The sequence below is a fragment of the Amycolatopsis sp. lyj-108 genome (assembly GCF_046549005.1).
GTDB lineage: Bacteria > Actinomycetota > Actinomycetes > Mycobacteriales > Pseudonocardiaceae > Amycolatopsis.
Genome location: NZ_JAJPWQ010000001.1, coordinates 879,652 through 892,741, shown reverse-complemented (window position 1 = coordinate 892,741; position 13,090 = coordinate 879,652). Strand labels below are relative to the sequence as shown.

Annotated in this window: 14 protein-coding genes; 1 reads left to right on the top strand and 13 read right to left on the bottom strand. The window is 65.4% G+C overall.

Annotated features, from left to right (window positions below):
* Positions 1-134 precede the first annotated feature (134 nt).
* The 3 genes from ACLJO0_RS04425 to ACLJO0_RS04415 all read right to left on the bottom strand — a co-directional run bounded on the left by ACLJO0_RS04425 (position 135) and on the right by ACLJO0_RS04415 (position 2,107).
* The gene (locus ACLJO0_RS04425) at positions 135-548 is read right to left on the bottom strand and encodes an Imm1 family immunity protein (protein WP_410576660.1); all 414 of its coding nucleotides are present in this window, start codon (positions 546-548) and stop codon (positions 135-137) included.
* A complete protein-coding gene (locus ACLJO0_RS04420; protein WP_410576659.1) occupies positions 545-1,333 on the bottom strand; it encodes a DddA-like double-stranded DNA deaminase toxin in 789 nt (262 codons plus the stop codon). The genes ACLJO0_RS04425 and ACLJO0_RS04420 overlap by 4 nt, the downstream gene beginning before the upstream one ends.
* 63 nt (positions 1,334-1,396) lie before the next feature.
* Complete coding sequence (locus ACLJO0_RS04415) at positions 1,397-2,107, bottom strand: helix-turn-helix domain-containing protein (RefSeq protein ID WP_410576658.1); 711 nt, start codon at positions 2,105-2,107, stop codon at positions 1,397-1,399.
* Positions 2,108-3,101: 994 nt separating this feature from the next.
* Here ACLJO0_RS04415 and ACLJO0_RS04410 point away from each other — a divergent pair.
* Positions 3,102-3,314 (top strand): hypothetical protein, encoded by a 213-nt coding sequence (locus tag ACLJO0_RS04410; RefSeq protein ID WP_410576657.1) that lies wholly within the window; start codon positions 3,102-3,104, stop codon positions 3,312-3,314.
* A gap of 361 nt (positions 3,315-3,675) precedes the next feature.
* On the opposite strand, the gene ACLJO0_RS04405 is transcribed toward ACLJO0_RS04410, so the two are convergent.
* The 10 genes from ACLJO0_RS04405 to ACLJO0_RS04360 form a co-directional block, all read right to left on the bottom strand.
* On the bottom strand, positions 3,676-4,104 hold the full coding sequence (locus tag ACLJO0_RS04405) for a hypothetical protein (protein ID WP_410576656.1): 429 nt from the start codon (positions 4,102-4,104) through the stop codon (positions 3,676-3,678).
* A gap of 193 nt (positions 4,105-4,297) precedes the next feature.
* A complete protein-coding gene (locus ACLJO0_RS04400) occupies positions 4,298-4,723 on the bottom strand; it encodes a histone-like nucleoid-structuring protein Lsr2 (RefSeq protein WP_410576655.1) in 426 nt (141 codons plus the stop codon).
* A gap of 235 nt (positions 4,724-4,958) precedes the next feature.
* Positions 4,959-5,123 carry a hypothetical protein gene (locus ACLJO0_RS04395; protein ID WP_410576654.1) on the bottom strand — a complete coding sequence of 55 codons (165 nt, stop codon included), beginning with the start codon at positions 5,121-5,123 and terminating at the stop codon, positions 4,959-4,961.
* 11 nt (positions 5,124-5,134) lie between these two features.
* Positions 5,135-5,704 carry a hypothetical protein gene (locus ACLJO0_RS04390; protein ID WP_410576653.1) on the bottom strand — a complete coding sequence of 190 codons (570 nt, stop codon included), beginning with the start codon at positions 5,702-5,704 and terminating at the stop codon, positions 5,135-5,137.
* The gene (locus ACLJO0_RS04385; RefSeq protein WP_410576652.1) at positions 5,692-6,633 is read right to left on the bottom strand and encodes a sigma factor-like helix-turn-helix DNA-binding protein; all 942 of its coding nucleotides are present in this window, start codon (positions 6,631-6,633) and stop codon (positions 5,692-5,694) included. Before ACLJO0_RS04385 ends, ACLJO0_RS04390 begins: the two co-directional genes overlap by 13 nt.
* A gap of 390 nt (positions 6,634-7,023) precedes the next feature.
* Positions 7,024-7,335 (bottom strand): hypothetical protein, encoded by a 312-nt coding sequence (locus tag ACLJO0_RS04380; RefSeq protein WP_410576651.1) that lies wholly within the window; start codon positions 7,333-7,335, stop codon positions 7,024-7,026.
* The gene (locus ACLJO0_RS04375; protein ID WP_410576650.1) at positions 7,332-7,784 is read right to left on the bottom strand and encodes an endonuclease VII domain-containing protein; all 453 of its coding nucleotides are present in this window, start codon (positions 7,782-7,784) and stop codon (positions 7,332-7,334) included. Before ACLJO0_RS04375 ends, ACLJO0_RS04380 begins: the two co-directional genes overlap by 4 nt.
* On the bottom strand, positions 7,781-8,494 hold the full coding sequence (locus ACLJO0_RS04370; RefSeq protein WP_410576649.1) for an HNH endonuclease: 714 nt from the start codon (positions 8,492-8,494) through the stop codon (positions 7,781-7,783). The genes ACLJO0_RS04375 and ACLJO0_RS04370 overlap by 4 nt, the downstream gene beginning before the upstream one ends.
* 17 nt (positions 8,495-8,511) lie before the next feature.
* Entirely contained in the window at positions 8,512-10,371 is a 1,860-nt protein-coding gene (locus ACLJO0_RS04365; RefSeq protein ID WP_410576648.1) for a DNA polymerase, read from the bottom strand.
* An 84-nt stretch (positions 10,372-10,455) separates the two neighbouring features.
* Entirely contained in the window at positions 10,456-12,846 is a 2,391-nt protein-coding gene (locus tag ACLJO0_RS04360; RefSeq protein WP_410576647.1) for a phage/plasmid primase, P4 family, read from the bottom strand.
* Positions 12,847-13,090: the final 244 nt, after the last annotated feature.

The window sequence follows — 13,090 nt, the reverse complement described above, 5'->3', positions numbered from 1 at the left end:
ACCCAGACGGCACAGGGTGGACGGACCATGTGTAGGTATGGCGTCCTCGGTGACGTGGTGTCTCCGGTGTCGAGCATGAGCCGATTATGCACCCGACTCGAACGCCTGTTCGTATCGAGCAACGCGGGGCAGCCCTAGAGCGGGCCGTCTTGCTCTGTCCAGTTCACGCCGGACGGCCGTTGCCCGCCGGAAGTCAGGAAATCGTGTGCGGCCTGCCGGGCGACGTCTGCGGGGATCTCGGCGTCGTCCGGGTACTCCCGAGGGTTGTTCATGAAGTAGTAGAGAACCTCGCCGTGTTCCGGCAGCGAGAAGGTTCCACCCTTCGAGTGCGCCCCGTTCGGCGCGTCGTCGCCGACGTAGCGCAGGCTTGCCCGTTCGCCGTGCAATCCGATCTCAAGCCATGATTTTTCCGGGTCGCCGTCCGTGTACAGCTCGGCGAGCGTCGGCCCGCTCATGGCCGCCACAGCGTCTAGAACACGGTCGAGACCGGCCGCAGTGGTGACCGTGGTCGCTCCGGACGCGTTGCCGTCGTACCAAGCTTCGATCATGGCTTCTTTCTCTGTCCGAGGTAGGTCGTCCCGATCGGGGTTCCGTCCGGCGTGGTCCCGTACACGGTGAGCGCGCTTCCTTGGGGAAGGATCTTAGGGACCAAGGTTTCACAGCCGAACGGGCCTTTGCACACTTCGTTGTTGACGGCGACGGTTGCGCTGGTGATGCCCTTGTTCTGCATGTGAACGGCTAGCTTGACCTCGACGTCGGCAGTCGTGGAAGGCATCCGCCGGACGCCCTGGTCCTTGAAAAACTGGACGGCATCGGCTTCCAAGTCGTCACGGCCGCTCACGATGTGCCCGGCCTCCCCGTCGCCCGAGTCCGTGACCCACTGCCCGTGTGTCTTCTGCCCCTCCCCACGGTCGACGCGCGGCGGAAGACCTCGCTTCAGCTCGCCCACGCGGTCTTGTGAAACCGGGTCGGGCTTCGTCTGCGTAGTTGTGGTGTGCACACCAGGCCGGCCGCGGGCTCCATCCTCAGCCTTCGGTGCATTGACCTGCGGGTTCGCCGGAGCTTCCGGCACGCCAAGCTTGCCCAGATATGCCGAGATGCTCGCTTTCACGGTCCTGTAGTGGCTGACCGCCTGCTCTGCGGACTGGCGTAGTCCGTCGTAAAGCCCAGGCAAGGCCCCTATCTCAGGGTTAGTGGTGCCGTAGACGGCCTGGCCTAGATGCGCGGCCGATTCTCCGAAGTCCCCGGCGGCCTGCTGCGTCGCCTGCTCCGCCTTTTCAAGGGACGTGACGGCGGCCCGCAGCGCTGCGGCGACTGCTTCGATTTCGCTCAAGCCACACCCCCTGTCTCCCCGTGTCGCGGATCATGACACGGGTGTCTGACAGAGGGGTGCCGATCAGCCGAGAACCGGGGCTAGCCGCTGAAGCAACCACCCAGCGACCCAACGAGACTCCGAATCCTTCACATCGATCGCTTCCTTCGCCAGCTTCGCCCCGAGTTTCTTCGGGTCCGGCGCTGTTGTCGGGTCGTCTGCGACCTGTAGCGACGTGGGCCAATCCCACTGCATCAACCTTGACACCTCCGACGCTACGCAGAGCCTCCGAACCTTCGGGTCCGTGTCGAGCGCCCGCGCCACCACTTCGGCGTTCTCGCGGCCCGGCAGGAAGCCCAGGACGGAAATCGCGTTAGCCCGCAGCGTCGATGTCTTGCCTTCGACCGCCCAGGTTCGGAAGTGGCCGATAGCAGTCTCGGACAGGTTCGGGCAGATCGCCGCATCGATAGAGCTGGACGTCGGTCCTTGGGCGAACACATCAGGCTCTCCCGCCTCGACGGCCGCTAAGACGCGTTCACGCTCCTGCGGAGTGTCGATCTTGATCAGGCGAGGATGGACAAGGTCGGGCCTCTTCATGCCGTCTCCTAGCACTCGCTCGTACGCGGTCAGCAACTCCAGGGTAACGGGCTTTTTCCCCGTCTCGACGAGACCGAGGTAGCTCTTCGCGTACCTCGTGGCCTTGGCCATCTCAGCTAGCGAGAGCTTCATGTAGAGGCGGGCGCCCCGGAGCTGCGCACCCGTCGTCGTTTCGCTGATCTCAGTCGGAGTAGACACCAGTAGACACCTCGCCTGTTCACCTCACGCCCAGTAGCAACGATGCTACTTGACAAGGGAATACAGGCGAGGGGGCGAGGACTTGGAGAACGCAGCGGTGTGCGTTGCTGGTGGGCTCTTCGTCCTAGCCGGGGTGCTCGGAGTGGTGACCTTCCGGCGTCAGCGACAAGAGCGGCTCGCGCGTGGCTCCAAGCGTGTTCCGTGGACTGTGCTGGAAGCTCGCATCAAGAAGGAGAGGGAGGCCGAGTCCGCCACCGCTGCGGCGCTGCGGCGTCAGCGTGAGGGCGTACCGGTCTCTTGGGCTTCCGCGCCCAGAGTGCCTCAATACGTTACGGACCATTTGAGAAGCTCCGCCGGACGGGCGCCGGAAGATGACACCGTCGTCATTCCGAAGCAGTCGAGAGTGGAAGTAACGCAGCCCCTTCCCGTCATTGGCCGCTTGAAGGTGTGAAATGGATATTGACGAAGCTTTTGATGAACTTTCAAAGCCTGAATGGGAGAAGTGGGCTTTCGGGGCGGAGAATGACCCGATCGGCCTTGTGTACATCTACTGGTGGAATGAATGCGCGGACGTCGTGCTGATCCGAAGCGAGGAATCCGCAGACACTTACCGTGCGCGAGTCAGTGACAAAGTTCACCCATTTTCCCCCGATGTTGTCGATTGGTACTTCGGCGGGAAAACTGGCGATGCAGTTGGGCGTCTCTTGCGACTGCCCCCGCCGGGAGATCCACGCGCCCCCACGCATGGGCACCGATTTCTTGGCTCTTCACGAGTGCCCATGACTTGGATGTCGGGACCGAAGCGACTCGTAGCGGCTGGCACGCGTCGCCCAGGGTAGTAACGCGCCCGACTTTCCACAGCTCACGGCGGGTGCATCGGCTAAGCGCCTTGAGTGCTCGACGCGGATGCGCCCGCCGTGCTCCACTTGACCAAAGGCAAAGCTTGAGTGTTTACGACCTAAAGCGAGGCATTGAAAGTTCTCGCCAGAAGCTCATGGATGACACCGATCCAGCTTTTCAGTTTATCGAAGGCAAGTTCAACGAAGCTGCACTCGAATTTCACAACGCAACACAGGGTTACCAGTACCTTCCGCACGTGGAGTCCATGACCGCAGGCTTTATGGAGGTGAACGAAGTTCTCACGAACATGCTTGCGAAGCGTGTCTACATGAGCGCAATGATGATGAGCATTCGGGATTCGGTTTAGGCGGGCCACCGTGATGACAGAGCAGGAAGTACGAGAATGGAAGGCGGACGAAGCGAAGGCCAATCGTCTTCGTGCCACGCTTACGCCTGACAAACGTGCCGTTCTCACCCTGATTTATGAACGTAGGTGCGGCCTTACGTTCGGTGAGATCCAGGCCGGAACCGGACTCGACATGCACCGTATCTACGGAATCGTCAGTAATTACTTGCGTCACGATGTGCTTAAGGAGCGAAGACCGTACGCGGACACAGCGTGGCAACGCCGTTACTTCTACAGTGGCAGGTTCGGCGGCGCCGCAATCCTCGGTGAATAAGAGAGGCCCCCTCCCGGCGCGGGGAGGGGGCCTCTCGTGCTTGTGCCGCTAGTTCTCACACTGCTTCGGCCCGGCCGTCTCGTTCTGGTGGGCAAGGGTGCGGTCGTCGGCACTGCGGACGGCCACGCTCTGGAAGTCGGTCTTCGTGTCCTTGGCGGCCTTGAGCGCGGCCTCACAGACGGCTGTGGACGTCGCCTTGTCGGTTTTGGTGAGCGAGGTAGCGACGATCACCGCGCGGCCGTCCAACGTGATCTGCGAGACCTTGTCGGCCCACGGGGTGGACTTGGCCGAAGCGGTGAAGGCGTCGCGGAGAGCTGCGGGTGTGTCGACGGCCGGAGCGGACGACACCGGAGGTACGGAGGGCACGGGGGCCGTGGTGGTCTCGGCGCCGCAGGCGGCTGTCAGGCAGAGCCCGGCGAAGGCCGCTGCGGACGCGGCGAAACGGCGGACGGACTTCGTCGTAAAGGTGTGGTTCACGTGCTCTCTATCGCTTTCCGCGCGCGGATAGTTACTTTGTTGTGTGCACCACAAGAATGGGCAAAAAGAAAGACCCCCCACCCGGAGGTGAGGGGTCTTCCTGTTCGGGTTAGAACCGGCGTATAAGTCCGTCCCGGCCCGAGACGCGCTCAGAGTACCAGCACGCACCAGGGCACAGGACCGACCTTCGGCCCTACTTTGAGGCGGCCTTCTTGCGGCCTGTCTTCCGCGCGGATGCTGTCCCGGAAGCCTTCTGCTTGGCCTGGTCGTACTGAAACTTCACGGTCTGGGGGATCGCACCCCGCGTGCCCAGGTTGTAACCGTTCTCTGCGGCCCACGCCCGGATCTGTGGGTTCTCCGGGTTGGCGGGCTTCCGCACGTAGGCGGGCCGATCCGGTTGCGTGGAGCTCAGAGCAGGACGGGCGTCCTTACGGATCTTGCGCCCCCCGACGCGCCGAGCCTTCGCGATGTACGTACTCAGATACTCCCGCAGGTCGCTCGCGCGTTCGCTGGACAGGTCGATGCGGTAATTGATCCCGTCGAGTGCGAACGGCACCGATTCGGCGCCAGGCGTCCCGTCGAGATCACACACTACCGAAGCAGTGATTTTCCTAGCCATGGCTAATCCTTACTCCTAGCTCCCCATCTAACGCACACATCGTATCGACCAACGAACCGGAGTTTTGCAATACCCCACAATAGATCTGACCGGCTTGCGCGCATTGTGGTGCACATTCCAAACGACACGGAAACGGTCGCGGTGTGCACACTAATTCGTCGGACCCGGCTTGTGGTGTGCACGCCACAAAAGGCCCCCGCGGCCGGCGAGGGGACTCTTGTGGTGTGCACGCCAACTAGCGCCGGACGGTGTCCGGGTACTTGTCCACCGTGACCAGGTGCGTTCGGGGGAAGCCGTTCTTCGTGCGGCACTCGCGAACGCTGAACTCGGAGCCTGCGACCAATTCCCGGATGTGGTGCGTTTTCCCGTGCTCGCAGGGCGAGACGCGATGCAAGGTCACGGGCTCAGCTCTCACGCTGCCTCTGCTGCGGGTTCGGCTGCGACCCACTCCGCAGCCTCGAAGAGGTCCACGTCTCCGGCCTCGAACAGGGTGGCCGTGATCTTCAGCGCGGCGGCCCGCCGGGTCAGGTCGGCGAAGGTCTCCGCCGTTGCGGCCGGGGTGTCCTGCGTGCGGTCGTCGGCTTCGGATGCGGTCAGGGTGAGCTTGTCGGCGGCGTCGGCCGCGTCCGTCCGGGAGAGGATGACGCTGCGGCTCGTGCCGCCGTCGACACCGACGCAGAGAAGGATTCCGGGGTCGTCGGTCGTCCGGCCCAGGAAGACGCCGGAGACTTCGCCCGCCTTTCCCTGTTCGGCGAGAAGCTCGCGGATCTTGTCGGCAACCGCGCGGGCGTCGTCGCTGGTGATCTCAAGCTCTGCCGCGTCGGCGAGTCCGTCCGTGGGTTCGGCTTCGTTGACGGTGATCAGGATCGAAGAGCCAAGGGTGGCAATCCCGATGAAGTCCTCTTCGTCGGTAACACAACGATAGACGTGCATTAGTAGTTCCTTAAGAGAGTACGTATGGCCCGGAATTAAGCGGCGCAACGCGCGTCTTCGGGCGAACGGGGCTTGACGATTTCGGGCGCCGGTTCGTCGGTGTCGGCGCCGTGTTCGCGTGTGACTCCGATGGCGTCGGCAGCGCGGGTCAGCTTGGCGAGCGCGGAAGCTCGCAGGCGTTTCACGTGACGGGAGGACATGCCGAGAAGCTCGGCGGTCTCTTCGGTCGTGGCGGCCAGTCCGCGAAACCCGAAAATCGCTTCAATGACGTCGTGCTCGCGCATGGTCAATTCGGCGTGCTCAATGGTGCGGTGAACGTCGTCGCGATCCTCGACACGGGCGAGCGCTTCGGCTGCGGCAGGGTCGGCGGTGGTTTCCGCGAAGGAGAGCCCGCCGGAGTTGCTCGCGTCGTTCCATTGCACGGGCGCACCGAACGCACTGCCATGCACCGCCCAGAAATGAGCGAGGCTCCACCCGAAGTGGTTGCGGGCGTATTGGACGGCCGCAAGCGTGCTGTATGTCCCGTCATCGTTCACGGTGGCGTTGAGCGCTTCCCGGAGGCGGCGCCGTTCCCGTCCCGGAATCGGCGGGCGGCCGGGTCGCTGCGAGTCGACCAGGTCGACCAGGTGGCGACGGAGTGACCGACCGATGTACGGGCCGATAGCTCCGCCGAATCGCTCGCTCACCAGTCCGGCGCGCACGTCTTCGATGAGCCGAAGTGCGCCTTCCTGGTGGAGGTCCTCCCGGCTCAGTGCAGCGTCCCCCGCGACGCGTGCGGCTGTCCGTTCCAGGTCTGTCGCCACCCGCACGTACAGCGGCAGCTCCGCCGCGCGGTCGCCCTGTGCGATGTCCGCGACGAGATCCGGCGTCTCCCTGAAGTCCTCGTGTGCTTCCCCCGCGAGCCCGCTCAAAGCGAGTCGCGCAATGTGCCCCGGCAGTGCCGCACCCTGCGCTTGGATCGGCTTCTGCGCGTCCATCCGGTCACGCAGAGTGTCAGCAAGCGCTCTCTGCCGGGTTGTGCCCTGAACCAAACTCCTCGTCCTCCCCCTACCTCGCATTCGTGTCCCCGACCGCTGCATTGCTCAGCCAAGCTAGCGCCAAGCGACGGGGCACGCCTTCGTGAAAAAAGTTCGGCAAAACGTGTAACGCGCAGGTCAGCGCCGCTTTCCTACTGTCCGGTAAGGACAGTTGAAACTTGAAACACCTGCTCGGCCTGCGGATCGACTCGAACGTGTGTTCGATGTGAATCAGGTGCGGCCCTGGCGGTAACTCTCGCGTTCGTCCATGTGGTAGCGAACAGATCACTTGAATGTGAGCAGTGTCACCATCGAATACTCTCAGCCGTTAGGCTGTTCGAGTGATTTCGATCAAGGAGCGGCCTGCCTGATCTCCAGCGAACGGGCAGCGTCGCGGGTCCTCGCGGTGGCGGCTTCGGTGTGTAGAACGGCTTGCACGATGTGACGCCGAGTAGCGTCCAGCGCCCCGTACAGCCCGGCGTCTTCCCGAGCGAGGATGACGTCTTCCACGGGACGGCTCACCCCGTCGACAGGGCGAGCGGGCGCGGCCCTCGGAGACATCGCGGTTGCGGAGTCGGCGACTCCGGCCACGGCCTCGAACGCGTCGGCGGCAGTCCGCAGCCTTCGCGCGATAGAGACGAAGGTGTCGGTTCTCAGGCTCAATTCGATTCCCTCTCGGTGTCGGCAATGGCAAGTAATTCGTCGGCGCGGGCGAGATATACGACGGCCGCGCGCAGGATTTCCGGCGACTCCCGGAAATGTCCGATTCCGGCGTTGCACGAATGGCAGAGCAAGGCGCGCACGGTCCCGGATTGGTGGTCGTGGTCGACCATGAGCCCAAGCGGTAGGCGGTCTTCGTGCCGTCCGCAGAGCGCGCACCGGTAGCGCTGTTCGGCCCGCAGCTCGTCCACGTCGGCGGCCGTGATGCCGTACCGAGCTACGTACCTTCTGTTGCGTGCCGCGTCGCGGGTGGCCTGATGGCGGATGGCGGCGGCCCGGCGGGTGCACGTGGCGCAGATTCCCCGGCGGCCGTCCCGGCTAGAAGCCCTCCGGTAGTACTCGGACAAGGGCTTTAGTGCCCCGCAGCGACCGCAGACCTTCGCGGCCGTCACGCGGCCGTCCAGGTGCGCCACAGGCCCCGGACGGCCGCCCGCTGGTCGTCGGTCAGGTCGGCGAGCCTGCCAGGCAGCCACTCGCCCAACGTCTTCCCGCCCTTGGACAGGTTGCACGGCGAGCAGGCCGGAGCGAGGTTCCACGGCGCGTCATCCCCGGCCAGGACGAGCGGCCACACGTGGTCCAGGTGCTCAGCCTTCCCGCCGCAGTAGGCGCAGCGGTCACGGTAGAGCCTGCGCAGCCATGGCACGTCATACGCGAGGGCGTACACGGCCCGCTGGTCGGCCCGTAGGGCGTGACCGCGTGCTCTCTGCCGATCCCGGTAGGACGGGAAGACCCGGTATGCCTGGTCGGCGAAGTCGCGGAAGTACCTCGCGGCCTGCGCAGCGAGTGCCTCCAGGCAGGCACGGACGTCGTCGGCGACTTGTGGTGTGCACGCCAATCCGGCCCCGCGGCCGGCGAGCGGTGCTCTCGTGGTGCACACACCAAGGTCGGGCCGCTCCGTGTCGGCCCGCAGGGCGACGTGATGAGCCTCCGCCCGGCGGGCGGCCTGGTCCATGTCGCCGTACTGCGCGAGCAGCCGCGCCGTCTCCAGTCGGCGCCGTGCCTTGAAATGCTCTCCCGAGCACGAGCGGCACAGGAAGAGCTTGCGCGGCCACATCGGGTAGACCCGGACCCCCTCGGTTGCTCCGCAGCGACACCGCGCCATGGCTTCCCCCTCCTTGCTCAGGCGGCGGCCCCGTAGAGCGATCCCCACGTGCGTCCGCCGATGTCCAGATCTGTGGTGAGCGGCACGCCGAAGAAATCGGGTACCGCCATTGCCGTTTGAATTTCGTGCCCGATTTCTTTCGCGTCTTCGGCGGGCGCGACGAAGACCACTTCGTCATGCACGGGAAGCCGGAGATAATCGGTCAGGCCGCGCTCATCGAGCCGCAATAGCGCTTCGGCCAAAACGTCGCGCGAGGTGCTCTGAACCATGTAGTTCGTGGCCGCGTAGAGCCGTCGCCGGTCGAGCGGGAGACGGCGCCCGGACGGGGTGATGACCTCCTTGGCGCCCCACTCGGCCCGGTTCTGAAGCCGCTTCGAGTACCGGCGAACCCCGGCATAGGCGCGGTCATAGGCGCGGATGGCGGCCTTGACCTGGTCCAGCGGTGCCCCGGTCTGCCGGGCGAGCGTGTCCGGGCCTCCGCCGTAGACCTTCCCGAAGCCGATGCCCTTGCACACCTTGCGGTGGTACTCGGTGAAGCCGGGGCCGTAGATCAGCTCCGCCGTGAAGCCGTGCAAGTCCTTTCCCGCGTGGATTGCGGCGGTCATCTGGACGTCCCCGGACAGCGCGGCGAGTACCCGCAGCTCGACCGCCTGATAGTCGACCGTGCCGACGACGCAGCCGGGTTCGGCCTGCATGGCGCGGCGGATCACCCAGTCGCCGGACGGGAGTTGCTGAAGCGGAGGCCGGGAGATCGACATGCGCGCCGTGCGGGCCTGAAGGCTCGCGATGTCCGGGTGAATCCGGTCCTGCCCGTCGCGGCGGGACAGCATGGCGTCCGCGTAGGACGTAGCCCACTTCGACGCGCGTTTCGCCCGCAGCACAGCGTCCGCAAGAGGATTCGGCTCACGCGCGCCGATGCGTTGCCACTTGCGGTCAAGGTCGGCAAAGGGCAGCAAGACTTCCTTGTCGACCTTCAGCGCCCCGGATTCCGTTGTCTCCGTGAGGGTTTCGCCCATGCCTTCGAGCGCGGCGGAGATCTGCGCCGGAGCGTTCACCGACGACACCCCGAACCTGCGGGCAACCCCGCTCCACTCGTCCGCTTCGGCGAGTAGCCGCGCAGCAAGGGATTCGGTGTACTCGACGTCCAACAGGAAGCCCTTTGCTTCCATCCGCGCGCACACCAGCGCTACCGCGTGCTCGAACTCCGAGAGCCGCTCATACCCGGCGGCCTGCGCGAGCGGACCCAGCACGCGGAACAGGCGGGCCGTCAGGATGACGTCCAGCCCGGCGTACAAGGTGTACAAGGGATTGCGGAGGTCGATTGCGGCCCAGCCGGTTTCCTTGTTGTGCCCGATCTTCCGGAACTCCGAGTACAGCCCGGCTTGAGTGTCCGGCGCGTCCGGGTCGATGTGCCGTGCCGACAAGGGTTTGAGCCCTTGCCCGATGCCGCCGGGGTCCTGCGGCCCGCGCGGGTCAAGCAGGTGCGCGAGAATCCGCGTGTCCGTGACCCGGCGCCACAAGCTCGTCAGTTCCACGCCGAGATGAGCCCACACGGCGAGCGCATCGAACTTGGCGTTGTGTGCCAACAGGTACGGCAATGTTTCGAGCGCTTCGCGGACGGCGGCTTGTGGTGCACACACCAGGCCGGCGAGAGGGTCGACCGGGATCACCCATGCTTCGCGTTCGGTGCCGAACTGGACCAGGCGGACCCGGAATCCGGGCGCGAAGATGTCGAGCCCGGTTGTCTCCGTGTCGAACGCAATGGGACGGTTTTCGTTGCTACGGCACCAATCCAGGAACGCGCGAACATCTTCGGACGTCTCGACGTTGCGGACGATGACCTGTTCCCCGGCGATCCGGTAGCGCTGTACGCGCATAGTCCCCCTTGCTGCAAGCGCGCAGAACTGACCAGGCCACAAGGAAAACCCTGCGGCCCGGCCTGTCTGCTTGGTGGTTGCGGGCTACCCCGCGTGGATCTCGTCCGGCCTTGCGGCCCGTACTCCGATCAGCTTCTTACCTGCGTTCGCGCGAATGCTCTTCACCTTGCGTGATTCCAGGTTGCGGGCGAATTCCCTTGGACCCCAACGAAGAACCTGCATGACCTGCTCGTCGTCCCTCCAGTTCTGGAACATGTCCCAAGCCTGCTTTTGCAGGATGCTTCCCTGTGGGTCGCGCACGAGCACGCCCGGCAGAAACCCGTCCAACAGGTCGGACTGTTGCCGGTACTCGGCGACGGCCGCACGCACGGACGCGGGTTCACGCAGGCCCCCGGCGTACCACTCGGCCGCCCCCTGCACTGCCCACGCGAGGATGCCCGGCGCTTCGGCGAGCAAGGTCCGCGACAGGGCCGGGTCCTTGTCCGCGTCGCTGAACGCGCGCGTGAACGGGATGAGCCTTGTCCTGCGCCAAAACCCGTCATCCTGACCGCGCACATCGGGCCGATAGTTCGTGGCCATGAGCATGAGCGCGGTGGGCTGAAAGGTGAAGATCCCCTTGTACAGCTCACGTGCCGTGACGGGGTCCCCGGCGGTGAGCTGTTTCAACAGTGCTTCGTTCAGCCGCAGCCCCTCGGACAGCTCCGAGAGCACCGCCAGGCGGACACCGCGCAGCGCCGCAAGAGCCGGGTTCGCGGCACCGGGGTCGTAGCTTCGCTGGTAGGCCACGGCCGCTTGCGAGACATGCCCCGTGATGCCGCGCAGCACGTCCGCCAAGGTGTTGACGAACACCGACTTGCCGTTAGAGCCGTGCCCGTAAAGCAATGCGAAGGCGTGCTCTCGTGTCTCGCCGGTGATGCCGTATCCGATGAGCCTACGCATGTACGCGGGCAACTCGGCGTCGTCCGGGAAGATCTCGGCGAGAAACTGTGTCCACCGTGGACACTGCGCGTCCGGGTCGAAGTCCTGCCGGATGAGCTTGGTCAACCGGTCGTCACGCGTGTGTGGCCGTAGCCGTCCGGTGCGCAGGTCCACCACGCCGTTGTTGAACGTGAGCAAGTGCGGGTGTGCGTCGAAGTCCTCGACTTCGTGACCGGTGATCGTGCGGAGGTGCTCCAGCGCGGCCCGGATGCCGGAATCCATGTGCATCCGCCGCGTGGTTTTCAGTGCGCTCTTGTACGCGTTGGACTCGTCGCCGAACCGCTCGCGGATCTCGGCAAGCTCCGCCGTCATCGCGTCGGCCACCCGGTGACCGATGGCTCGTTCCCGCGTGGCACTCATGACCGACCACACCTTGCCCGTCCACGTCAGGAAGCCGACTCCGTCCACATAGGCGGTGTCCTTGCCGACGATGTCCAGTGCCCGGCGGGCGTTGGCAATGTCGGTCCCCTCCATCGGCACCCGCTCCCTTCGCGGCCTGGTCGGTGTCGGCGGTGTCGTCTCCGCAGCCACCCACGCGGGCGCGTCGGACACAGCGGTGTGCAGCGCTGCGGCGAACTCGCCCGGTCCGGCGGCACGCCACGCGGCGAGATCCTTGATCCCGGCAGGGATGGCGAGGACGCACACCTGAACGTCGAGCGCGGCGAGCTGCGCGCCCAACGCGTCGTTGAATTCCCGGCCCGATCGGTCGTTGTCCCCGGCGAGCACGAACAAGGCCCCGTCCGGCGCCCCGTCGACCAGCTCCCGCGCCGTGCGTTCGGAGCGCGCGACCCCGGAGCCACGGACGGCCACGGCGGTGTACCCGGCGGCAACCGCCGTCAGAGCGTCGCCCGGCCCCTCGGTCACTAGGACCGTGTCGAAGGAACCGGAGGTGCGGAACACCCCAGTAGCGGACCACCTCATGCCTTCGGCAGGACTCGCGAGGTTCACCCAGCGGGCCGGGCAGGCTCCGCCAACGTCACGGCCCTGAAGCCCGCGCGGCGTCCCGTGCCAATCGAGCATGGGCACGACCAAACGCGGGTGAGCGGTGTACGCCTGCGTGCGGAAATCCTTGCCCCGCGTCGTCACGGTCCCGTCATCGTGGCCAAGCTGTAGCTCCCGGCCCATGTCCTCGGTCACCCCGAACCGCTCCAGCGCGTACACGGCGCTCTCAGAGCCAGGAAGGCGGACCGCTGCGGCCGTCACGTACTGCATGAGCGCGGCGACGGCGCCGGGGTCCAGCTCCACGGGCGGAGCGTCGGAGAGAGTCGGCTCACCGCTCACCCCGAACAGGTCGGCCGTCCGCAGCCCGGCGGCCGTCAGGACAGCGTCGGTCGAGCATCCGGCGCGGCAGTGGATCAGCGCCCGCCCGTCCGGCTTGAGCGAGACGAACAGCGACGGGCGCCCGTCCTTGTGCGCGGGACAGGTCACCAGGACCCCGCCCCGGTCTTCGAGCACGGCCCCGCCGCCCAACCGCTGTAGCAGCGCGTCAACGTGCAACGGTCTTCCCCCTCCTGATCAGTTGGTGTGTGCACCACAAGCCACCCTTCGCCGGCCGCGGGGCCGGGGGCGTGGTGTGTGCACCACAAGAAATCGTTCCTCGCTTGTGGTGATTACAACGATTAGTGCAAACGGTGCGGGTTTGGCAAGCGGTGAAGCGCTGACAGTTTGTCAGCGTGGATCACATCGAATTATTTAATTCAAACCAAATGCGCTTATGATTTGATTCAAATCATTGCGGATG

What these genes read in the sequence shown, in the direction of transcription:
- ACLJO0_RS04370 (WP_410576649.1), bottom strand. Translation starts at nt 8,494, where the DNA reads ATGGCGCGGTGTCGCTGCGGAGCAACCGAGGGGGTCCGGGTCTACCCG.
- ACLJO0_RS04400 (WP_410576655.1), bottom strand. Translation starts at nt 4,723, where the DNA reads ATGGCTAGGAAAATCACTGCTTCGGTAGTGTGTGATCTCGACGGGACG.
- ACLJO0_RS04410 (WP_410576657.1), top strand. Translation starts at nt 3,102, where the DNA reads ATGGATGACACCGATCCAGCTTTTCAGTTTATCGAAGGCAAGTTCAAC.
- ACLJO0_RS04385 (WP_410576652.1), bottom strand. Translation starts at nt 6,633, where the DNA reads ATGGACGCGCAGAAGCCGATCCAAGCGCAGGGTGCGGCACTGCCGGGG.
- ACLJO0_RS04365 (WP_410576648.1), bottom strand. Translation starts at nt 10,371, where the DNA reads ATGCGCGTACAGCGCTACCGGATCGCCGGGGAACAGGTCATCGTCCGC.
- ACLJO0_RS04425 (WP_410576660.1), bottom strand. Translation starts at nt 548, where the DNA reads ATGATCGAAGCTTGGTACGACGGCAACGCGTCCGGAGCGACCACGGTC.